The 20,740-nt window shown below is 63.6% G+C and carries 21 protein-coding genes; 14 read left to right on the top strand and 7 right to left on the bottom strand.

Annotated features, from left to right (window positions below; all coding sequences use genetic code 11):
* Positions 1-63: 63 nt before the first annotated feature.
* The 4 genes from ACTNBU_RS06765 to ACTNBU_RS06750 are packed head-to-tail and all read right to left on the bottom strand — an operon-like array spanning position 64 to position 1,984.
* Positions 64-786 (bottom strand): MBL fold metallo-hydrolase, encoded by a 723-nt coding sequence (locus ACTNBU_RS06765; RefSeq protein ID WP_441032021.1) that lies wholly within the window; start codon positions 784-786, stop codon positions 64-66.
* Positions 783-1,094, bottom strand: a complete 312-nt coding sequence (locus ACTNBU_RS06760) for a YbjQ family protein (RefSeq protein ID WP_441032019.1) — start codon at positions 1,092-1,094, stop codon at positions 783-785. Before ACTNBU_RS06760 ends, ACTNBU_RS06765 begins: the two co-directional genes overlap by 4 nt.
* Positions 1,075-1,341, bottom strand: coding sequence for a hypothetical protein (locus ACTNBU_RS06755; protein ID WP_441032017.1), 267 nt, complete (start codon positions 1,339-1,341; stop codon positions 1,075-1,077). The genes ACTNBU_RS06760 and ACTNBU_RS06755 overlap by 20 nt, the downstream gene beginning before the upstream one ends.
* A complete protein-coding gene (locus ACTNBU_RS06750; protein WP_441032015.1) occupies positions 1,325-1,984 on the bottom strand; it encodes a MerR family transcriptional regulator in 660 nt (219 codons plus the stop codon). Before ACTNBU_RS06750 ends, ACTNBU_RS06755 begins: the two co-directional genes overlap by 17 nt.
* A gap of 126 nt (positions 1,985-2,110) precedes the next feature.
* Here ACTNBU_RS06750 and mutY point away from each other — a divergent pair, with 126 nt between their 5' ends.
* From mutY to ACTNBU_RS06720, 6 genes are all read left to right on the top strand, one after another.
* Positions 2,111-3,172 carry an A/G-specific adenine glycosylase gene (mutY, locus tag ACTNBU_RS06745; RefSeq protein WP_441032013.1) on the top strand — a complete coding sequence of 354 codons (1,062 nt, stop codon included), beginning with the start codon at positions 2,111-2,113 and terminating at the stop codon, positions 3,170-3,172.
* Positions 3,173-3,181: 9 nt separating this feature from the next.
* Positions 3,182-3,910, top strand: coding sequence for a hypothetical protein (locus ACTNBU_RS06740; RefSeq protein WP_441032011.1), 729 nt, complete (start codon positions 3,182-3,184; stop codon positions 3,908-3,910).
* Positions 3,911-3,940: 30 nt separating this feature from the next.
* Entirely contained in the window at positions 3,941-4,195 is a 255-nt protein-coding gene (locus tag ACTNBU_RS06735; RefSeq protein ID WP_441032009.1) for a hypothetical protein, read from the top strand.
* A gap of 64 nt (positions 4,196-4,259) precedes the next feature.
* Positions 4,260-5,180 carry a PfkB family carbohydrate kinase gene (locus tag ACTNBU_RS06730; RefSeq protein WP_441032007.1) on the top strand — a complete coding sequence of 307 codons (921 nt, stop codon included), beginning with the start codon at positions 4,260-4,262 and terminating at the stop codon, positions 5,178-5,180.
* 12 nt (positions 5,181-5,192) lie between these two features.
* Positions 5,193-5,621 carry a PF20097 family protein gene (locus ACTNBU_RS06725; protein ID WP_441032005.1) on the top strand — a complete coding sequence of 143 codons (429 nt, stop codon included), beginning with the start codon at positions 5,193-5,195 and terminating at the stop codon, positions 5,619-5,621.
* 4 nt (positions 5,622-5,625) lie between these two features.
* Complete coding sequence (locus ACTNBU_RS06720; RefSeq protein ID WP_441032004.1) at positions 5,626-6,495, top strand: radical SAM protein; 870 nt, start codon at positions 5,626-5,628, stop codon at positions 6,493-6,495.
* Between the two features lie 61 nt (positions 6,496-6,556).
* Here the strand turns inward: ACTNBU_RS06720 and ACTNBU_RS06715 are convergent, their stop codons facing one another.
* Positions 6,557-7,591, bottom strand: a complete 1,035-nt coding sequence (locus ACTNBU_RS06715; protein ID WP_441032002.1) for a putative ABC transporter permease — start codon at positions 7,589-7,591, stop codon at positions 6,557-6,559.
* A gap of 192 nt (positions 7,592-7,783) precedes the next feature.
* Here ACTNBU_RS06715 and ACTNBU_RS06710 point away from each other — a divergent pair, with 192 nt between their 5' ends.
* The gene (locus ACTNBU_RS06710) at positions 7,784-8,368 is read left to right on the top strand and encodes a helix-turn-helix domain-containing protein (RefSeq protein WP_441032001.1); all 585 of its coding nucleotides are present in this window, start codon (positions 7,784-7,786) and stop codon (positions 8,366-8,368) included.
* Between the two features lie 531 nt (positions 8,369-8,899).
* Here the strand turns inward: ACTNBU_RS06710 and ACTNBU_RS06705 are convergent.
* Positions 8,900-10,564 carry a ribonuclease J gene (locus tag ACTNBU_RS06705; RefSeq protein ID WP_441031999.1) on the bottom strand — a complete coding sequence of 555 codons (1,665 nt, stop codon included), beginning with the start codon at positions 10,562-10,564 and terminating at the stop codon, positions 8,900-8,902.
* 631 nt (positions 10,565-11,195) lie between these two features.
* Here ACTNBU_RS06705 and ACTNBU_RS06700 point away from each other — a divergent pair.
* The 7 genes from ACTNBU_RS06700 (at position 11,196) to ACTNBU_RS06670 (ending at position 20,493) form a co-directional block, all read left to right on the top strand.
* Positions 11,196-13,184, top strand: a complete 1,989-nt coding sequence (locus ACTNBU_RS06700; RefSeq protein WP_441031997.1) for a DHH family phosphoesterase — start codon at positions 11,196-11,198, stop codon at positions 13,182-13,184.
* Between the two features lie 63 nt (positions 13,185-13,247).
* Positions 13,248-13,694, top strand: coding sequence for a 50S ribosomal protein L9 (gene rplI, locus ACTNBU_RS06695; RefSeq protein ID WP_441031996.1), 447 nt, complete (start codon positions 13,248-13,250; stop codon positions 13,692-13,694).
* 65 nt (positions 13,695-13,759) lie between these two features.
* Positions 13,760-15,115, top strand: coding sequence for a replicative DNA helicase (gene dnaB, locus ACTNBU_RS06690; RefSeq protein WP_441031994.1), 1,356 nt, complete (start codon positions 13,760-13,762; stop codon positions 15,113-15,115).
* Positions 15,099-16,475 carry a tRNA lysidine(34) synthetase TilS gene (gene tilS, locus ACTNBU_RS06685; protein WP_441031992.1) on the top strand — a complete coding sequence of 459 codons (1,377 nt, stop codon included), beginning with the start codon at positions 15,099-15,101 and terminating at the stop codon, positions 16,473-16,475. The genes dnaB and tilS overlap by 17 nt, the downstream gene beginning before the upstream one ends.
* On the top strand, positions 16,465-17,016 hold the full coding sequence (gene hpt / locus ACTNBU_RS06680; protein ID WP_441031990.1) for a hypoxanthine phosphoribosyltransferase: 552 nt from the start codon (positions 16,465-16,467) through the stop codon (positions 17,014-17,016). The genes tilS and hpt overlap by 11 nt, the downstream gene beginning before the upstream one ends.
* Complete coding sequence (gene ftsH / locus ACTNBU_RS06675; protein WP_441031988.1) at positions 17,013-18,893, top strand: ATP-dependent zinc metalloprotease FtsH; 1,881 nt, start codon at positions 17,013-17,015, stop codon at positions 18,891-18,893. Before hpt ends, ftsH begins: the two co-directional genes overlap by 4 nt.
* A 385-nt stretch (positions 18,894-19,278) precedes the next feature.
* Complete coding sequence (locus ACTNBU_RS06670; protein ID WP_441031986.1) at positions 19,279-20,493, top strand: ABC transporter substrate-binding protein; 1,215 nt, start codon at positions 19,279-19,281, stop codon at positions 20,491-20,493.
* Here ACTNBU_RS06670 and ACTNBU_RS06665 read toward each other — a convergent pair.
* On the bottom strand, positions 20,478-20,740 hold a 263-nt coding region (locus ACTNBU_RS06665), incomplete at its 5' end, for a hypothetical protein (RefSeq protein WP_441031984.1). The genes ACTNBU_RS06670 and ACTNBU_RS06665 overlap by 16 nt on opposite strands.

Raw genomic sequence — 20,740 nt, 5'->3', positions numbered from 1 at the left:
AAAGAGAACTCCGCCCGCGGCAATTCTGCCGCGGGCGGAGTTTTTTGCGCATGCAGAGGCCCTTCAGTCCTCAAACACCCATCTCTGTCCCTTCCGCTCCACCGGCACCACTTTGGGCGCCAGAGACGGCCATTCGGACAGAAATACGTCGGTGGGGGAGAAGTCCTCCCACTGGTGCATGGGGAAAACGCGTCGGACGTCCGCCAGCTCCAGCAGATACCGGAATCCCCAGGACGCCGCGTCCTCCTGACGGGGATCCAGCGGGGCGAAGGCCAGGTCGATGGAGCGACCCCGGAGAGGTTCAATGTAGGTCTTGAAACTGGCCTCCATGTTCCGGTTCCAGGCACGGTCCTCTCCCTCCCAGTGCCACCAGTTCAGGTCACCGGCATGGTAGACGGTACAGCCGTCCGCCGTCACCAGGAACGCCACGCCCTCATCGGTGGAGGGCAGGGTCTCCACGGTGACGCCCGGCAGGGGCTCCGCCGTCTCGTTCCCACCCAGCACCAGGCATTTGGCGGCGGTGCCGTCGGACACCTTCCACTTGGTCCGGTTGTGGCTGTCCAGGCGGATGTCCTTTCCCAGCAGGAACCGGATCTCCCGGACGCCGTCGTCCAGAGGGAAGATGTGGCGGTCAAAGTGGTCGTGGTGCTGGTGGCTGGCGAACACCAGCAGGGGGACGCCCTCCCGCAGAGGTGGCAGCTCTCCCCGCCACCAGTCGAACAGCAGGGAGACGGTGGGCAGCTCCACCAGAAAGCCGCTGTGATCCAGAAATGTGACCGCTCTCATTTCAGCTTCACCGCCGTGCCGTAGGCGATGACCTCCGCGGCCCCCTGCATTACGGCGGAGGAGCCGTAGCGGATGTTGATGACGGCGTCGGCCCCCAGGGCGTTGGCCTCGTCCACCATGCGCTTGGTGGCGATCTGACGGGCCTCGTTCAGCATCTCCGTGTAGCCGGTGATCTCACCGCCCACCAATGTCTTCATGCCCGCCATGAAATCCTTTCCGAAGTTCTTGGACTGGACCACCGTGCCCTTTACGATGCCTAGGGGCTCGATCTCTTTGCCGGGGATGTAATCAATATTCAGCAGCAGCATCTTCTTCTCCTCCTTTGATCTCCCGCAGACGCTGGCGCAGGGCCAGCAGGACGCCCACCACCACGGCGCCGCCCAGCACGCCGTAGACCATCAGGAACAGCAGGGCTGCAAAGCCCTCGCCGTCCCGCAGAAATTCCACGGCGGCAAACACGGATGCGATCACCAGCGGCAGGATATACAGAACGACTGCCGCTGCCGCGGCAATGGAGGAGATGCGCCGTCTTCGGCGGTCAGAATTGTCTGGCATCGTCGATCTCTCCTCTCCCAATCTCCCGGATGCGCTGGATCAGGGCCAGCACCACACCCACCGCCACCAGCAGGGGCAGGGCCACCAGCACCAGCATCAGGGGCAGCGGCGGCGCGTCCTCCGGAGCCAGCAGATAGCCCCAGATTATCAGAGCCGACAGGGCGGCCATCAGCACCACCGTCAGGACGGCGATGGCCACAGGGGCCACATACCGCACCCGGATGTCCTGCTTCTGCTTGTTCTGGAAGGTGGTGCCAGCGTGCTCCAGCTGTTCCATCCGGTCCAGCAGGGACTGGGCGTCCAGGCCGTCCAGCGTCTCATGGCAGTCCGCCAGCTCGCCGCACAGACGGATGGACTGCTCCAGACTCTCCCGGTCCCGCTCCAGCGTCACCCGGTGGCGGCGCATGGCGTCGGACACCGTCAGCCGTCCTGTCTGGAGGGAGCGGATCTCCTCCAGCGGCAGGCCCAGCTTCCGCAGGAGCTTGATGCGCCGCAATGTCTCCACATCTTCGTCGCCGTAGTTCCGGTAGCCGTTCTCACTGTTCCGCTGGGGACACAGCAGGCCTTCGGCCTCGTAAAAGCGGATGTTCTTCTTGGTGATGCCCACCAGGGCCTCCACTTCGTTGATCTTCAGCGTCCTCACCCCTCTTTCCGGGATTATCGTATACCCTCCACAAGGGGGAAGGTCAAGGGTTTTTTGAAAAAACTTCAACAGCCGGTGAAACTATGCTATAATCTTACCATGAGACACGATGATTTGACAACCGAAATGATTTTACAGCGCCTGCCGGAGCCGCTTCTGGCTTGGTTCCGAGGCAATGCCCGGGATCTGCCCTGGCGCCGGACCACGGACCCGTACCGCATCTGGGTGTCGGAGATCATGCTCCAGCAGACCCGGGTGGCGGCGGTGCTGGGGTACTACGCCCGCTTTCTGGAGGCCTTCCCGTCGGTGGAGGCTTTGGCGGCGGCGCCCGAGGACCAGCTGATGAAGCTGTGGGAGGGCCTGGGCTACTACAGCCGCGCCCGGAATCTTCAGAAGTGCGCCCGTCTGGTGACGGAGCAGTACGGAGGGCGGTTCCCGGCGGACTACGACGCGCTGCTGGCCCTGCCGGGCATCGGCGAGTACACCGCCGGGGCTATCGCCTCGGCGGCCTTCGGCCTGCAGGTGCCGGCGGTGGACGGCAACGTCCTGCGGGTGGTCACCCGCGTCACCGACTGCCATGACGATATCATGGACCCGAAGACGAAAAAGGCCGTCCGGGCGCAGGTGGAGAATATTATGCCGGAGACGGCGGCGGACATCCGGATCTTCAATCAGGCAACCATGGAGCTGGGGGCCACCGTCTGCGTGCCCAACGGCCCGCCGAAGTGCGGGGACTGTCCGGCGGCGGAGTTCTGCCTGGGGCGGCTCCGGGGCACGGCGGAGGTCCTGCCGGTGAAGAAGCCGAAAAAGGCCCGCCGGGCGGAGGAGAAGACGGTGTTCGTCCTGCTGCGGGGCGGGAAGACCGCCCTATGCCGCCGTCCGGACACGGGATTGCTGGCGGGGCTGTGGGAGTTCCCCAACGTGGAGGGGACCCTGGACGAGGCCGCCGCGGCAAAGGCCGTGGAGGCCATGGGCCTGACGGCTCTGGAGTGGGAGCGGAAGCTGACGGCGAAGCACATCTTCACCCATGTGGAGTGGCACATGACCGGCTACGTGATGCGGGTGTCCGGAGCGGGCGCGCCGGAGCTGGAGTGGGTGGATGGAGACGGCCTGCGGGAACACGCGGTGCCGTCCGCGTTCGGGCGGTACTACGCCGAGGCCGAAAAGGAGATACGAGATAGGAGATAGGGGGCTGGAATGAGGGCGCTGCTGTTTGTGTTTCTGGGATGGCTGCTGGGAAAGACCTGGCAGCGATTCCGGAACTGGCGGAGTCACCGGAAGCTGGTGGGACAGCTGAAGAAGCTGGGCGTTTACGGCGGAACGGTGGACACCCGGAAGGTGCCCGGAGAACCGGAGACGCCGGTGAAGCTCTCCGCGGAGCCGGATGGACCGGAGCCTTTTGGGTATAAAATGAGCTGGCTGTGCATTCGCTGCGGCGATCCGGAGCGGGTCATCGCGGCGCTGCGGCCCAAAACGCGGCAGCCCGCCAACTGGAAGACCGGCGTTCAGGCGGCGTATGGGCGGCAGGGCTGCTTCGTCTCCCCCTGTCTGGATGGGTTTGTGCTGGTCATCGGGATTATCCCGGATGCTCCTGAGGACCGGCGGGAGCTGGCGGCGCAGTTTCCGGAGGTGCAGAGCTTCATCTCCCACCGGACCATCGGCTATTACGCGTGGAAAAAGGTTGTGGATGGCCGCTGCGTCCGGGAATACTGCTATAGGAATGTGGAGGCGGAGGCGGATGACGGCCCGCTGACGCCGGAGGAAACGGCGCTTGGCTTTGACTGCCTCCCCCGCAAGGGGCAGGAGGACGGCGAGCGTCTTCCCGATGAGGAGGACGTGCTGAACATCGCCGCCGCCTGGGGCGTGGACCCGAGCTTCCGGAAGAAGGTGTATCCGCCGTCGGCGGGGTGGCTCTGCGGCCTGTGACGGCACGAATCGGAAAGGAGATCATATTTCATGGGATGGTTGGTTGGACTGCCGCTGGGACTGCTCCGGCTGCTGTTTGGGTTTGTGATGCTGGCGCTGCGTCTGGCGGTGCCCATTGCGATCATCGCGGTGGCGGTGTATCTGCTGCGCCGGGGACGGAGCGGTTCGTCCCGGCAGGGACAGCCCCGGCAGGAGAAACCGAAGGAGCCCCATTTCGACGGGCCGGTGTACACCGTGGACTATGCGGAAGTGCCTCCCGACGGGGAGGACAAGAGGGAACCATGAGTTCCCTCGAAATGCGCAGGAGCCGGACGGCCCCGGGGAACGGCAAAAGACAGGGGATGGAACTGTGAAAAAGATTCTGGTCATTGGGTCCACGGTGGTGGACGTCATTATCAATCTGGACCATTTGCCCCGGACGGCGGAGGACGTCAACGTCAGCGGCCAGCAGATGGCCATGGGCGGCTGCGCCTACAACGCCTCGGAGATCCTGCGGAACTTCGACGTGCCCTACATCCTGTTCTCCCCGGTGGGCACCGGGGTCTACGGCGACTTTGTCCGGGCCCATCTGGCGGAGGAGGGCATCATGCCCGTCATCCCCACACCGGACCGGGAGAATGGGTGCTGCTACTGCTTCGTGGAAAAGGGCGGCGAGCGGACCTTCATCTCCTATCACGGGGCGGAGTACGCCTTCCGGAAGGAGTGGTTCGACGCGCTGGACGCCTCGGACATTGGCGCGGCCTATCTCTGCGGGCTGGAGGTGGAGGAGCCCACCGGCGGCGTGATCCTGGACTTTCTGGAACAGCATCCCGGCATCACGGTGTACTTCGCGCCGGGGCCCCGCATCGTGAATCTCCAGCAGGAGAAGCTGGACCGGCTCTACGATTTGCACCCCGTCCTCCATCTCAACGAGGAGGAGGCCGTTTCCAGTGCCGCCCGCCTGACGGGAACGGCCCCGGCGGATGTCCGGGAAGCGGCGTCCATTCTCCACCGCCGCACCGGGAACACCGTCATTGCCACTCTGGGACCGGCGGGCTGCTGGTACGACACCGGCGCGGCGTCCGGCCGTGTGCCTGGTGTCCCGGCGGAGACGGTGGACACCATCGGCGCCGGGGACTCTCACATCGGCGCGGTGATGGCCCGGCTCCAGCAGGGTGCGTCCCTGCCCCGGGCGCTGGCGGACGCCAACCGGATCGCCGCGGCGGTGGTGGGGACCAAGGGCGCCCGGCTCAGCCGGGAGGCATTCCGACAGGCCATGGACGGCCGGTGAGGAGGAACAGGCATGGCATTCTGGAAAAAGAGCGAGGACCCCTGGGACCGGAAGCCGGAGAAGCAGCGAACCGCCACGGCGCCACGGGAACTGGAACCGCCGTCCCCGAAGCCGGAGGCGGAGCTGCCCACCCCGATGATGGCGTGCCCCTGGTGCGGAAGTCCCATGCTGAAGGGAGAGCTGCGCAGCACCGGCCGGGGCCTTGCGGGCATGTGCTGGAACGAGGGGCCGTCCAGGAGCTTTCTGGAGTCCTTCGGAGCCACTGACCAGCCCGGACGGCTGGAACTGGGCATCAGCGAGGAGGCGTGGTACTGCACGGCGTGCCGGAAACTGGTGCTGGACGTGGGTGCAGCCCTGAAGTGCGGCGGCCCCAATTACGTCTGGAAAAACGGCAAAGTCGTAGTGCCGGACGATACCGATTCAGAGGAAAGGGAACCATAACGATATGATCTGCAATTTGTGTCCCCGGAATTGCGGGGCGGAGCGGACGGAGACGAAAGCAGGCGGCTTCTGCCGGGAGCCGTCTGTCCCGGTGGCGGCCAGGGCCATGCTCCACCAGTGGGAGGAGCCCTGTCTCACGGGGGAACACGGCGCCGGAACGGTGTTCTTCTCCGGCTGCAATCTCCGGTGCTGCTTCTGCCAGAACCGGCCCATCTCCCAGGAGGGCGTGGGCAAGCGTCTGACAGCGGAGCGGCTGCGGGAGATCTATCAGGAGCTCATTGCCCAGGGGGCGGCCTGCATCGACCTGGTGACGCCCACCCACTTCACGCCGGTGATCCTGGAGTCCCTGGCGGAGCCGCTGATGGTGCCGGTGGTGTGGAACTCCGGCGGCTACGAAAAGCCGGAGATCCTGCGGCTGCTGGAGGGAAAGGTGCAGGTGTATCTGCCGGACCTGAAATACGCCCTGCCGGGGCCTGCGGGCGCATACTCCGGCGCGGCGGACTACTTCCATTGGGCCACCCGGGCCATTCTGGAGATGTTCCGCCAGACCGGGCCGTACCGCCTGGAGGACGGCTTGCTGCGCTCCGGCGTCCTCATCCGGCATCTGATCCTGCCGGGGGAACTGGAGAACACCCGGCGCGTCATCGACTGGGTGGCGGAGACGTTCCGCCCGGGGGATGTGCTGTTCTCCCTCATGAGCCAGTACACGCCCCGGCCGGGGGCGGAGGGGAACCTCCGCCGCCACGTCACCCGCGGCGAGTACGCCGCGGCGGTGGGCTACATGACCAACTGCGGCATCACCGACGGCTTCACCCAGGAGCGAACGTCGGCCAAAGAGGAGTACACGCCGGATTTCGACTTGCGGGGCGTGTGACGGAACAAGAAAGAGCTGACGGCGCCGCAGCGGCGCGTCAGCTCTTTTTGTGTGCTTCCGGTCACTTGAGACCGCCCAGCTTCCGGAGGTTCTCAAAGGCCTCGGCATATTTCCGGGCGGAGGCGGAGGGGTTGCCCCGCAGGATGCGCAGGGACTGACGGTAGGTCTTCCCGCTGCGGGTGCGGATGCGGGCGGCGTGGGTCCGCAGCTTCTCCAGCGCCTCGTCGATCTCGGCCTGACGGTCCGCCAGGGCCTGACCGGTGAGCTCCCGGGTCTCCTCCAGCCGGGCGCGGCAGCGCTCCAGAGCCTCCTCCACGTTCCGGAGGGCCGTCAGCTTCGCCTCGGTGCGGCGGGCCAGACGGGCCTCCATGGCCTCCTCCCGCTTCAGGGCGTGCATGGCCCGCTCCTCGCTGATCCGGGCCCGGACGGCCTCCAACTGGTCGGCCAGCAGGATCTTGTCCACCTCGGTCCGCTCCCGGAACCGGCGCAGGTCATCCTCCGCGAAGGCAGAGTACACCTCCGCCCGCTTGGCCAGACGGCGCAGGTCTTCGTTCTCCTCTGTCAGACGGGTGAGCATCTCCCGCAGGTCCATGGCGGCCCGGAAGGACTGGACGGCGTCCACGGTGGTACCGGCCACCAGCGCGAAGGACAGGGGCTCCGCCAGAAATTGGGGAATAGCCAGGATCATCCGGGCCACCGGCGGATGGACTACCCGCACCAGCAGGATGGAAAACACGCCCCAGGCCAGAGAACTGGTGAGGCAGATGTAGCCGTTGAGATTGCACTTCTGGTTGGAGTAATCCCAGTACCGGACGTGGAACAGGGACTCCATGGCCGCGCCGGTAAAGTACTCCAGAATGGTGGCGGAGACCATGCCGAACAGCCAAATCAGCCACAGGCTGTCCTGCACCCGGATGGTGGACACCAGAATGATGACGGCGCCGCAGCCGTAGATGGGCAGCAGGGGACCGTGGAGGAAGCCCCGGTTCACCCACCGGCGCTGCCTGACGGAGACATAGAAGGACTCCCAAACCCAGCCGCAGAGACAGTAGAAGAAAAAGAACAGGACCCATTGGTCCGCAGTGTATGAGATCATGGGACAGCTCCTTTACAGACAAGATTCGACAATATTAAATCAGTATAGCACGCCTGTTGCAAAAGGAAAATAGACGGATGAAGCAAACTGTCAGGAAAGGGCGGAGAGGGGAGCGGTCAACGGAGCGTAGGTTGCGCATCCGGCGGGGATGGAGTATCCTATGCGCAGAAACGAAAAGAGGAGAACGAACATATGAACGCTTATGTAACAGGCGGCACCATCCGGGCGCTGCGGGAGAAGCAGGGCTGCACCCAGCGTCAGCTGGCGGAGAAGCTGATGGTCAGTGACAAGGCCGTCTCCAAATGGGAACTGGGCAAGGGCCTGCCGGACATCACGCTGCTGGAGCCGCTGGCGGGGGCGCTGGGCGTGTCGGTGGCGGAGCTGCTGTCCGGGGAGTGCGTGGTGAACCGGAACCGCAGCGGAAATCTCAACCGTATGCGGTTCTATGTCTGCCCTGTGTGCGGCAACGTGATCTGGTCCGTTGGAGAGGGGGCCTTCAGCTGCTGCGGCATCACCCTACCGCCGCTGGAGGCGGAACCCGCCGGAGAGAACCACGCCATCCGTGTGGAGCGGATGGACGACGAGTGGTATGTGTCCCTGGACCACCCCATGAGCAAGAACCACTTCCTCAGCTTCATGGCATATGTCACCACAGACCGGGTGGACTTCCGGAAGCTCTATCCGGAGCAGTCCCCGGAAGCCCGCTTTCCCATGCAGGGCCACGGAATGTTATATGTGTACTGCAACCACCACGGCCTCTATCAGACAAGAATATAAAAAAACACGCAGGACCGTTTTGACGGCCCTGCGGTTTTTTCTGGAAAACAAAAACCCTGATTGCTTTGCCGGAGGCAAAGCAATCAGGAAAAAGGGAGGGGCCAGGGAACCGCAGGTTCCCGCAGCTTGTCGAAAAACCCTGTCTGAAGGAAAAGAGTCCTTTTTTGCAGGGGGAGTACGAGGGGGCGGGAGCCCCCTCGTGTTGGATTGAATGCCTGCAAAAAGCCTGTGTCAGCAGGCGTTTGCGCCGCGCAGCGGCAGCTTTTCGGCCCGCTGCGCGGGCAGAAAAGCGAGGCATTGTGAAGGCTGTCGAAAAAGTCCATCGGACTTTTTCGACAGCCTGAGAGAACCGCAGGTTCCCGGTTCTTTTGCCCTCCGGGCAAAAGAATACGCCGTAATCATTTTTCCGGCGGCGTGTACGTCGGAAAAATACCGAGACCCCAGCCGCCCTGGGCGGCGGCGCCAGTGACCGATGTCACTGGCGAGGGGGAATCTAAAGGGGGGACGCAAGTCCCCTCCCTTTAAGCCCGCTCAGAGCCGGGTCACCACCGGAATCACCATGGGATTCCGCTTGGTGGTCTTGAACAGGTAGTTGCTGACAGCGGACTTCACAGCGCCCTTCAGGTCGCTGTCGTCCCGGCCGCGGCGGCGGGAGGAGGCGGCGCCCACGGCGGCATCCTCCGCTACGCTCTGTAGTTCCTTCATCAGATCCTCGGACTCCTTCACGTAGATGAAGCCCCGGGTGATGATCTCCGGCAGGCTGATGAGCTGGCCGTCATGGGAGGACACAGGAAGAACGACCACCACCATGCCGTCCTCGGCCAGACGCTTCCGGTCCCGCATGACCACGGCACCCACGTCGCCCACGCCGGAGCCGTCCACGAATACCTCGCCGGCGGGGACGGAGCCGTTGATCTTCAGGGTCTTGGCGGTGATCTCGATGACGGAGCCGTTCTCGGCGATGGCGATGTGGTTCCGGGCCATGCCCATCTGCTGGGCGATCTGGCTGTGGATCTGGAGCATCCGCTGCTCGCCGTGGAGGGGGATGAAGAACCGGGGCTTCGTCAGGGCGTGGATGATCTTCAACTCCTCCTGGCAGGCGTGGCCGGAGACGTGGAGCATATCCGCCCGGTCATAGACCACGGTGGCGCCCTTCCGGAACAGCTCGTTGATGACCCGTCCGATGGTGACTTCGTTGCCAGGGATGGCGGAGGCGGAGATGATGACCTTGTCGCCGGCGCCGATCTCTACCTGCTTGTGGGTGGAGAAGGCCATGCGGTACAGGGCGCTCATCTCCTCGCCCTGGGAGCCGGTGGTGACGATGACCTGCTTGTCCTTGGGCAGGCCCTTGATCTTGTTGATGTCCGTCAGGGTGTTCTTGGGCAGGTGCATATATCCCAGCTCCGTGGATACCCGCATGATGTTCTCCATGGAGCGGCCGGTGACCGCCACCTTCCGGCCGCAGGCCGCGGCGGCGTCCAGCACCTGCTGGATGCGGTGGACGTTGGAGGCGAAGGTGGTGACGATGATGCGGTCCTTGCAGCCGGTGAACTGGCGCATGAAGGTCTTGCCCACCACGCTCTCGCTCATGGTATAGCCGGAGCGCTCCACGTTGGTAGAGTCCGCCAGCAGGGCCAGGACGCCCTCCTTGCCCAGCTCGCCGAAGCGGGCCAGGTCGATGACATCGCCGTCAATGGGGGTGGAGTCGATCTTGAAGTCGCCGGTGTGGACCACCGCGCCCATCTTGGTATGGATGGCGAAGGCCACGGAGTCGGCGATGGAGTGGTTCACGTGGATGAACTCCACATTGAACTTGCCGGCCCGCACCGTCTCGCCGGGCTCCACGGTGGTGAGTTTGGTGGACTTGGTGAGGCCGTGTTCGTCCAGCTTCAGCTTGATGAGGCCGGCGGTGAAGCGGGTGCAGTAGATGGGCATGTTCACCTGCTTCAGCACGTAGGGGATGGCGCCGATGTGATCCTCATGGCCGTGGGTGATGAACAGGCCGCGGATACGGGCGCGGTTCTTCACCAGATACGTCGCGTCGGGGATGATGGAGTCGATGCCGTACATGTCGTCACCGGGGAAGGCCATGCCGCAGTCCACCACGATGATCTCACCGCCGTACTCGTAGACGGTCATGTTCTTGCCGATCTCGTCCAGACCGCCCAGAGGGATGATTTTCAGTTTTTCTGCCATAGATGGAATGTCTCCTTTTCAAAATACAAGAGTATGTAGGGCGCGGTCCCGGCGGCGAAACGCCGCGGACCGGCCACTGTGTAAAGACTTCCAGGAGAGACAGGGGAACGGGCGTCGAAGCGTCCGGCGCATCGTCGGCCCTGGAACGGCATGCGAAAGCCCTCCGCGCATCGGGCCCTGCCCTCCGGGGAGGGTAAAGACCGCGGGGCTTCCGCAACTGCCAAGGGCCTGCGGGGGCAAAAAAGCGCAACACAAAGTAAGACGTCCGGTCAGATGCCCGGCCCCGTATCGCCGGCAGTCTGTTCGGTCACGTCGTCCTGTCTCTCCTGTGAAGTTGTTCTATTCAACTGAGCGGAAATGCCGTCCGCCGCAGCAAAATACATGGAAAACAGACGAAAACTGGGATCCTCTCCGTCTGGTGATTTTTATTAGTATACCATAATTCCCTGCCAATGTATACATCTTTTTGCAAATTTCAGAAATCGGCGCCGGACAGCCTGTTTTCCGGACCGGCGGATGCGGCGCTTTCTCTTGCGTACCGGGAAAGAACCTGATATAATATTATTCTGATAGCATATGTCCCGCCCCCTGACACGGGCGGCGGACTTTCCCAAGATGGGGGGAGTGAGAGATGAACAAAAAACTGTCCCGGCTTCTGGAGCCGAATCTACAGCTGTACTTTTTCTGCCTGGTGCTGTTCTCCCTGGCGGCCATCCCCTTTAAGCCGCTGCTGGCTTTTGTGGAGGGCTGCGTCACGGTGGCACTGTATATTTTCTTCAGCCGCAGCAATCAGAAGCGGAGGCAGGGCATCCTGCAATATATCGACAACCTCACCGGCAGCGTGGACACCGCCAGCAAATCCACCCTCATCAACTCGCCGCTGCCCATTATGGTGTTCCGGCCGGACACCGGCGAGGTGATCTGGAGCAATGAGAACTTCCTCCAGCTGGCCGGTGTGCGAGAGCATCTGTTTGAGATCCGGGTGGAGGACGCGGTGCCGGAGTTCCAGGTCCAGTGGCTGCTGGAGGGAAAGCAGGAGTGCCCGGAGCGGGTGCTGATGAACAATCGGCGCTTCCGGGTATACGGCAGCCTGGTCCGGGCCAAGGCCAAGGACGGCAGCCAGAACCTGGTGGCCACCACCTACTGGGTGGACACCACCGAGGCCGACGCCCTCCGGGAGAAGTACGACGCATCCCGGCCCGTCATGGCCATCTTCCAGGTGGACAACTACGACGATCTGATGAAGGCCTGCGCCGACACCCAGCGCAGCGCCATCCTGGCCCAGATCGACGAGAAGCTGAACAAGTGGGCGGAGGGCACCGGACTGCTGCTGAAGACGGAGCGGGACCACTATCTGTTCCTGTTTGAGGAGCAGTACTTCGACCACTTCGCGGCGGAACGGTTCTCCATTCTGGACACCATCCGGGAGATCCGGGTGAACGAGGGCACCCATCCTACGCTGTCCATCGGCGTGGGCAAGGACGCGGACACCATGGCGGGGCTGTACAAGAACGCCCAGCTGTCTCTGGAGATGGCCCTGAGCCGGGGCGGCGACCAGGCGGTGGTGCGGAACCGGCTGGACTTCTCCTTCTACGGTGGCCGGGCCAAGACCACGGAAAAGCGCACTAAGGTGAAATCCCGGGTCATGGCCAACGCTCTGGGCGAGCTGATGACCGACGCCCAGCAGATCTATATCATGGGCCACAGCTACGCCGACATGGACGCCGTGGGCGCCGCGGCGGGCCTGTGTTGCATCGCCCGGAAGCGGGGAAAGAAGGCCCAGATCGTCCTGGACCTGGAGAAGAACGCCGCCGGTCAGATGCTGTCCCAGCTGCGGAAGCTGCCGGAGTATGAGAATACCTTTGTCGCGCCCCAGGAGGCGTTTCTGCGGATGCAGCCGGGGGCTCTTCTGATCGTGGTGGACACCAACCGGCCTGACGGCGTGGAATCCCGGCAGATCCTGGAGGCCAGCAGCCGGGTGGCGGTCATCGACCATCACCGCCGGGCGTCGTCCTATATCGAGAACGCGGCGCTGAACTTCCACGAGCCCTACGCCTCCTCCGCCTCGGAGCTGGTGACGGAGCTGCTGGGCTATCTGGTGGAGCCCACAGACCTGCTCCACGACGAGGCCATCGCCCTGCTGGCAGGCATCGTGCTGGACACCAAGCGGTTCAGCCTGCGCACCGGCGGACGGACCTTCGAGGCGGCGGCCTATCTCCGCCGGGCGGGCGCCGACACGGCGGACGTCCAGCGGCTGTTTCAGAACGACCTGACGGAGATCGTCACCCGGTACGACATCATGCGCCGGGCGGAGATCATCCATGACAACATCGCCCTGTCCACCATCCCCGAGGACGGGGTGGACCGGGTGGCGGCGGCCCAGGCGGCGGATGAGCTGCTGACGCTGAAGGGCGTCAAGGCGTCCTTCGTGCTGTCCCGGTCCGGGACGGCGGTGCAGATGTCCGCTCGCTCCCTGGGGGACATCAACGTCCAGGTGATCCTGGAGGCCTTGGGCGGCGGCGGCAACTCCACCACCGCCGGCGGCCGTATTGAGGACGCCGACATCAGCGATGTGCGGGACCGGCTGGTCCAGGCCATCGACGACTATCTGGAGAAGTGACGGCCTCTCCCGCGGAGAGGACCTCCATCCAAACTATCTGATAAATCAAAGGAGAATACGCATATGAAAGTGATCTTACAGCAGGACGTCCGGGGCCAGGGCAAGAAGGGCCAGCTCATTGAGGCGTCTGAGGGCTATGCCCGGAACTATCTGCTGCCCCGAAAGCTGGCCGTTCTGGCCACGCCGGACGCCATCAACACCATGAACCTGAAGGAGAAGGCCCGCAAGGCCGAGGAGCAGCGCCAGCGGGAGGAGGCTCTGGCCACCGCGGAGAAGCTGAAGAACTGCACGGTGAAGCTCACCGCCAAGGCCGGCAGCGGCGGACGGCTGTTCGGCGCCGTCACCACCAAGGAGATCGCCGAGGGCCTGAAGGCCCAGTACGGCATCGACATCCCCAAGCAGAAGCTGGTGCTGGATGAGCCCATCAAGGCCTTCGGCACCTATGAGGTCAAGGCCAAGCTGGGCTATGAGGTGACGGCCACCGTCAAGGCCAGCGTGGCGGAGGAGTGACCCGCTCCCTGAAATAAGGCGGGACGCCGGATCAATGGCGTGTCCCGGTGTCGGAGGTGACATCCATGGCAAATGAAGATCTGCTGCTGCGGCAGATGCCCCACTCCCTGGAGGGGGAGCAGGCGGTGCTGGGCTCCATGCTCATCGACCCGGACTGCATCAAGGACGTCATGGACAAGCTCCAGCCCGGAGACTTCTACCTGCGGCAGAACCGGGAGATCTTCGAGACCATCTACTCCATGTTCACCTATGCCCGTCCGGTGGACGGCATTACCGTGGCGGAGGAGATGCAGAAAAACGGCACATACGACGAGAACACCACCCGCAGCTATCTCGTCCAGCTGATGGAGATTACCCCCACCTCCGCCAACGTCATGGAGTACGTGAAGATCGTCCGGGACAAGTCGCTGCTGCGGGCGGTGGCCCAGGCGGCCTCGGAGATCACCGCCATGGTCCAGGAGGGTACCGGCACCGCCGGGGATACCCTGGAGGCGGCGGAGCAGCGGATCTTCGCCATCCGGCGTGGGCAGAGTGCCAAGGACATGATCCCTCTCCGGCAGGTGCTGCCGGAGGTGCTGGACCGCCTCAGCGAGATGAGCGAGAGCGAGGACCATCTGCCGGGATTGTCCACCGGCCTGTCCGCAGTGGATGCCAAGATCACGGGCCTGAACAAGTCGGACCTGCTGCTGCTGGCGGCCCGTCCCGGCATGGGCAAAACCTCTTTCGCCCTGAACATCGCGCTGAACGTGGCAAAGTCCTCCCAGAAGACGGTGGCCATCTTCTCTTTGGAGATGTCCAGCGAGCAGTTGGTGACCCGGTTGCTGTCCTCGGAGGCCTTTGTGGAGAACGTCCGTCTGAAGACCGGCAACCTCCGGGAGACGGACTGGCAGAAGATCGCGGACGCCGCCATGGTGCTGAACCGGCTGGACATCCGCATCGACGACAATCCTATGCTGTCGGCGGCGGATATGAACGCCAAGTGCCGCCGGCTGGACAATCTGGGCCTGGTGGTCATCGACTACCTGCAATTGATGACCTCCGCCGGCAGCGGCAAGGGCTACGGCGGAGAGAGCCGCCAGCAGGTGGTGTCCGATATCTCCCGTATGCTGAAGATCATGGCCAAGGAGCTGGACGTGCCGGTGCTGTGCCTGTCCCAGCTGAGCCGTGCCAACGAGAAGCGGGACGACAAGCGGCCCATGCTGTCGGACCTGCGTGAATCCGGCGCCATCGAGCAGGACGCGGATATCGTTCTGTTTTTGTACCGGGACGACTATTATAATGAAGACTCGGAAAAGCACAATATCGCCGAGTGCATCGTGGCCAAGAACCGCCACGGTGAGACCGGAAAAGTGGAGCTGAAGTGGCAGCCGGAGTACACCACCTTCGCCACGCTGGAGAAGCGGTATGACGATGAGGAGTGAGCTGGAGGCGGCACGGACGTTTGTCCTGTGCCATGTTCCGGCGGAGAGCCGGGTGCTGTGCGCCGTCTCCGGCGGACTGGACTCCATGTGCCTGCTGCATTTTATGAATACCTGGGGGCAGATGGGGAAGTTTCCCGTCATGGCCGCCCATTTCAACCACCGGCTGCGTCCCACGGCGGACCGGGACGAGGCGTTCGTCCGGCGGTACTGCGAGATAGAGAAGATCCCCTTTGTCTCCGGCTCCGGCGACGTGCGGGAGCTGGCGGACCGGGAGGAGCTCTCTCTGGAGGAGGCCGCCCGAAAGCTGCGGTACGCGTTCCTGCGGGAGACAGCAGAGCGGGAGGGCTGCGCCGTCATTCTGACGGCCCACCACGCCGATGACAACGCGGAGACCATGCTGCTGAATCTGGTGCGGGGTACCGGCGTCAAGGGACTGACGGGCATTCCGGCGGACCGGGACGGCGTCCTCCGCCCCTTTCTGGAGATTACCCGGACGGATCTGGAGACCTACGCCGCCGCCCATGACATCCCCCATGTGGAGGACGAGACCAACGCGGACCCGGACGCGGCGGCCCGGAATCTGCTGCGGCTGAAGGTCATGCCGCTGCTGAAGCAATTGAATCCCCATGCCGTGGAGCATCTCAATGAGACGGCGAGACAGTTGTGTGTTATCGACCGGTCTCTGGACATGGAGGCGGAGCAGCACACCGCCCATGCGGAGGCCCGGAAGGGCCGGGTGACCCTGTCCCGGCAGGCGCTGCACGAGGCGCCGCCCAGCGTCCGTCCCCGGATGCTGCTGCGGCTGTTTGACTTGCTGGGCGTGGGGCGGAAGGACATCGGCGCCGTCCACCTCAACGCCATTCTGGACCTGACAGATTACGACGCCGGAAAGGAACGGCGTCTGGCGCTGCCCCACGGCGTCACCGCCCGGTTTTTCCGGGGGTGGCTGGTGCTGGAGACCCGGCCCCAGCCCCTGACGGAGGTACAGCTGCTGCCCGGACAGCCTCTGGGGTGGGGGGATTACACCCTGACCCTGCTGGATCATCGGGTGGGGGAGGGCCTTGCCATCCGGCGGCGGAGAGAGACGGAGAACGGGACCGTCACCGCGGCACCCTGCGTGCCGGGGGAACGGCTGACTTTGCCGTCCACCAACGGCGGCAGCCGCAGCGTCAAGCGGCTGTGCGTGGACCGGGGCGTCTCCCTGACGGAGCGGGACCGCCTGCCCGCCATCTATGCCGATGGCCGTCTGGCCGCCGTGTGGCGGCTGGGCGTGGATACGGAATTCCTGCCGGAGGGAGAGCCCTGCCGGTTCATTCAAATTACAAAGAGAAATGCGGAGGAGAAGGACCATGGTCAATGAGCTGGAGAAGGATATCCTGAAAGTCCTGGTGACCGAGGAGGAACTGAAGAACCGTGTCCAGGCGATGGGCGCGGAGCTGGCGGAGCGGTTCGCGGGGAGAGATCCCCTGTTTCTGGGCGTGCTGAAGGGCTGCTTCGTGTTTATGTCGGACCTGATCCGGGCCTGCCCCGTCAAGAGCGATCTGGAGTTCATCGCCGTCAGCTCCTACCAGAACGCCACCGTCTCCTCCGGCCGGGTGCAGATCACCCACGACGTCCAGCAGGACATCAGCGGCCGGGACATCGTCATCGTGGAGGATATTCTGGACTCCGGCAACACCCTGGCCTTCCTGAAGAACTATCTGCTGACCAAGGGCGCCGCGTCCATCACCATTGTCACGCTGCTGGATAAGCCCTCCCGCCGCACCAAGGCTATCACTGCCGACATGGCGGGCTTCGTGGTGCCCAATGAGTTCGTGGTGGGCTACGGGCTGGACTATGCCCAGCAGTACCGCAATCTGCCGTATATCGGCGTTTTGAAACCGGAGGTCTATTCGAAGTGAAGCGAGGAAAAACATCCAATCTCAGCTTTATGCTGCTGATACTGGTCATCCTCATGGGGATCTCCTACCTGTGGCAGAGTTCGGCCAACGAGGGGAAGATCACCTATTCCCAGGTGCGCCAGCTGTTCGTGCAGGAGCGGGTGTCCGCCTTTACCGTGTCGGACAACACCCTGACCATGAAGCTGAACCAGCCCATGGCCGACGGCCGGGACACGGTCCGGTACGAGCTGGATGACGTCCAGTGGTTTAAGGACGATCTGGGGGAGCTGGTGGTGCAGCAGGCCCAGAAGGGCATCATCATCGCCTATGATTATCAGGCCAGCAGCACCAGCGTCTGGCTCCAGATGGTGCCCTATCTGCTGATGATCCTGATGATCGGCTTTATGTTCTGGTTCATGGTCATTCGGTCCCAGGGCGGCGGCATGGGCCCGGACAAGATGTCCAAGTTCGGCTCCGCCCATGTCCGGACCATTTCGGAAAAGGACAAGACCATCACCTTCGACGACGTGGCCGGCGAGGACGAGGAGAAAGAGGAACTGGCGGAGATCGTGGAGTTCCTGAAGGACCCCAAGAAGTATATCGCTCTGGGTGCCCGCATCCCCAAGGGCGTGCTGCTGGTGGGCCCTCCGGGCACAGGCAAGACGCTGCTGGCCAAGGCTGTGGCCGGCGAGGCGGGGGTCACGTTCCTGTCCATCTCCGGCTCCGATTTCGTGGAGCTGTACGTGGGCGTAGGCGCGTCCCGTGTCCGGGACCTGTTTGAACAGGCCAAGAAGCAGTCCCCGGCCATCGTGTTCATCGACGAGATCGACGCCGTGGGCCGCCAAAGAGGCACCGGCCTGGGCGGCGGACACGACGAGCGGGAGCAGACCCTGAACCAGCTCCTGGTGGAGATGGACGGCTTCGGCCGCAACGAGGGCGTGGTGGTCCTGGCGGCCACCAACCGGGCGGACGTGTTGGATCCGGCGCTGCTGCGCCCTGGCCGGTTCGACCGGCAGGTCTACGTGGGTATGCCGGACATCCGGGGCCGTGAGGCCATCCTCAACGTCCATGTGAAGGATAAACCCCTGGCGGAGGATGTGGACCTGGGGGCCGTGGCCCGGGGCACGCCGGGCTTTACCGGCGCGGACCTGGAGAATCTGGTGAACGAGGCGGCCCTGCTGGCCGCCCGGAAGGACCAGCGGTATATCACCATGGCCGACCTGAACGAGGCGGAGATCAAGGTCATCGCCGGACCGGAGAAGCGGAGCCGGGTGATCCCGGAGCACGAGCGGCGGCTGACGGCCTATCACGAGGCTGGCCACGCCGTGGTGATGCACATGCTGCCGGACCACGACCCGGTGAACCAGATCACCATTATCCCCCGGGGGCAGGCGGGCGGCATGACCATCTCCCTGCCGGAGGAGGACCGGTCCTATCTCTCCAAGCGGTATCTGGAGGACCAAATCGTGGCCCTGCTGGGCGGCCGCGTGGCGGAGCAGCTGGTGCTGGGCGACGTGTCCACCGGCGCGTCCAACGACATTCAGCGGGCCAGCCAGATCGCCCGGAAGATGGTGGCGAGCTACGGCATGAGCGAGAAGATCGGCACAGTCTCCTTCGACTCCGGTCACGACGAGGTATTCATCGGCCGCACCATGACCCAGGGCCGCAGCTACTCCGAGCAGGTGGCGGCGGAGATCGACGAGGAGGTCAAGTCTGTGGTGGGCGGCGCCTACGACCGCTGCCGCAGCATCCTGGAGAGCCAGCGGGATCAGCTGGAGGCCGTGGCCCGGTATCTGCTGGAGCACGAGACCATGGACCGGAAGGCGTTCCTGGCGGTCTTCGGCGAGGACGCCGCGGAGGAACCTGCCGCGCTGGAAGCTCCGGAGCAGGACGGCTGACACTGTACGTCCGCGGACAGCGCGGAAGATCCATGAAAAAGCGAGACAAATACCCGGCGGAGCGCAGGCTTCGCTGGGTATTTTGCACTATTTTGACTGATTCCTGAAATTTATCCAAGGAGTTGATTCAGCAAAATCACCAAAACGACTGTCCGCAATACACGGACACAAAATGGGGCGGATCACGGCCAAATTCAGGTCTGTCCCCGATATGGGGACAGTTGACCGGATGCGGCAGAAAAAATCCGCCGTTTTCCGGAAATCAAAAATCGATTTCTTGTGTAGGTTTGACCTTGCAAACCGGGGCGGAATACCGTAAAATGCGAATTATAGTTCTTTTGCCGTCCTGTGGGAGCAGGGCGGCAAATCCGAAGGAGGAAGACTTATGAAGAAGTTCTTTGCACTTGCCATGGCCGCAGCCATGACCCTGAGCCTGGCTGCCTGCGGCAGCTCCGGCAGCTCCGGCGCATCTGGCAGCGCCGCAGCATCCGGCAATTCCGGCGATTCCGCCAACAAGGTGGTCAAGATCGGCGTCTTCGAGCCCCAGACCGGCGACAACGGCGGCGGCGGCAAGAAGGAGATCCTGGGCATGCAGTACGCCAACTATGTCCAGCCCACCGTGGAGATCGGCGGCGAGACCTATGATGTCCAGTTGGAGATCGTGGATAACCGCACTACTCCCGAAAACGGCCCCTCCGCCGCCTCTGAGCTGGTGAACCGCGGCGTGTCCGTGGTCCTGGGTTCCTACGGCTCCGGCGTGTCCATGGCCGGCGGCGCCGTGTTCTCCGAGGCCGGCATCCCCGCCATCGGCGTCACCTGCACCAACCCCCAGGTCACCTCTGACTGCGACGTCTATTTCCGCATCTGCTTCCTGGATCCCTTCCAGGGCACCGTTCTGGCCAACTACGCTTATAATGAACTGGGCGTCGACACCGCCTATGTTCTGGGCATGCTGGGCAGCGACTACGACCAGGGCCTGGTCTATTACTTCACCCAGGCCTTTGAGGATCTGGGCGGCACCGTGGTAGCCGAGAGCTTCCCCGAGGGCAGCGCCAACTTCGTCTCCTACATCAACAACGCCAAGTCCGCCAACGCGGGCGTCATCTTCGCTCCTGTCTCCATCAACTATGCGCAGCTGATCGTGGAGGCTGCTGACGCCCAGGGCTTCGAGGGCGCTCTGCTGGGCTCCGACACTTGGGACGACAACATGGTCATTGAGAGCGCCAAGGGCCGCAACGTGGACATCTTCGTCACCACCTTCTATCAGGAGGGCGGCAACGAGGCCTTCGATAACGGCATCAAGGAGTGGATCAACTCCAACGCCGACGCCAAGACCAACAACGGCGGCAACGACATGATCTCCGCTGTCACCGCCATGGGCTATGACGCCTACTTCACCGCTCTGGAGGCCCTGAAGGCCGCCGGCAGCACCGATCCCTCCGCCGTGCTGGAGGCTCTGCCCGGCGTCTCCTATGAGGGCGTGTCCGGCCTCATCGAGTTCGACGATATCGGCGACGCCAAGCGTGACTCCGCCTTCATCAAGACCGCCAACACCGAGAGCGGTGCCTGGGAGTTCGTGAAGGTTCAGACCGTTGGCTGATCCGTAAAACTCAGCGAAAGGGGATGGCGGCGAGCCCGCTCGCCATCCCCTTTTTCTCCGTTTTCTGGGCCGCCTCGAAAGAGCGGCACGGGCTGTTTTTTCGAGACGACCCAGTCCCCTGATAAGAGAACAACCACAGGAGTCCTGCAAACAAAAGTCAATAGCTGAAATGAAAAAAGTCCCGCAAAATTTGCGCGACTGAAAAAGGGCATAACAAAACAGACTGGAGAAAAAGCTTCGCCAGCCG

Source organism: Dysosmobacter sp. HCP28S3_G4, from assembly GCF_052065175.1.
GTDB lineage: Bacteria > Bacillota > Clostridia > Oscillospirales > Oscillospiraceae > Oscillibacter.
The sequence above is the reverse complement of the archived record's forward strand: the minus strand, read 5'-3'. Positions and strand labels throughout refer to the sequence as shown.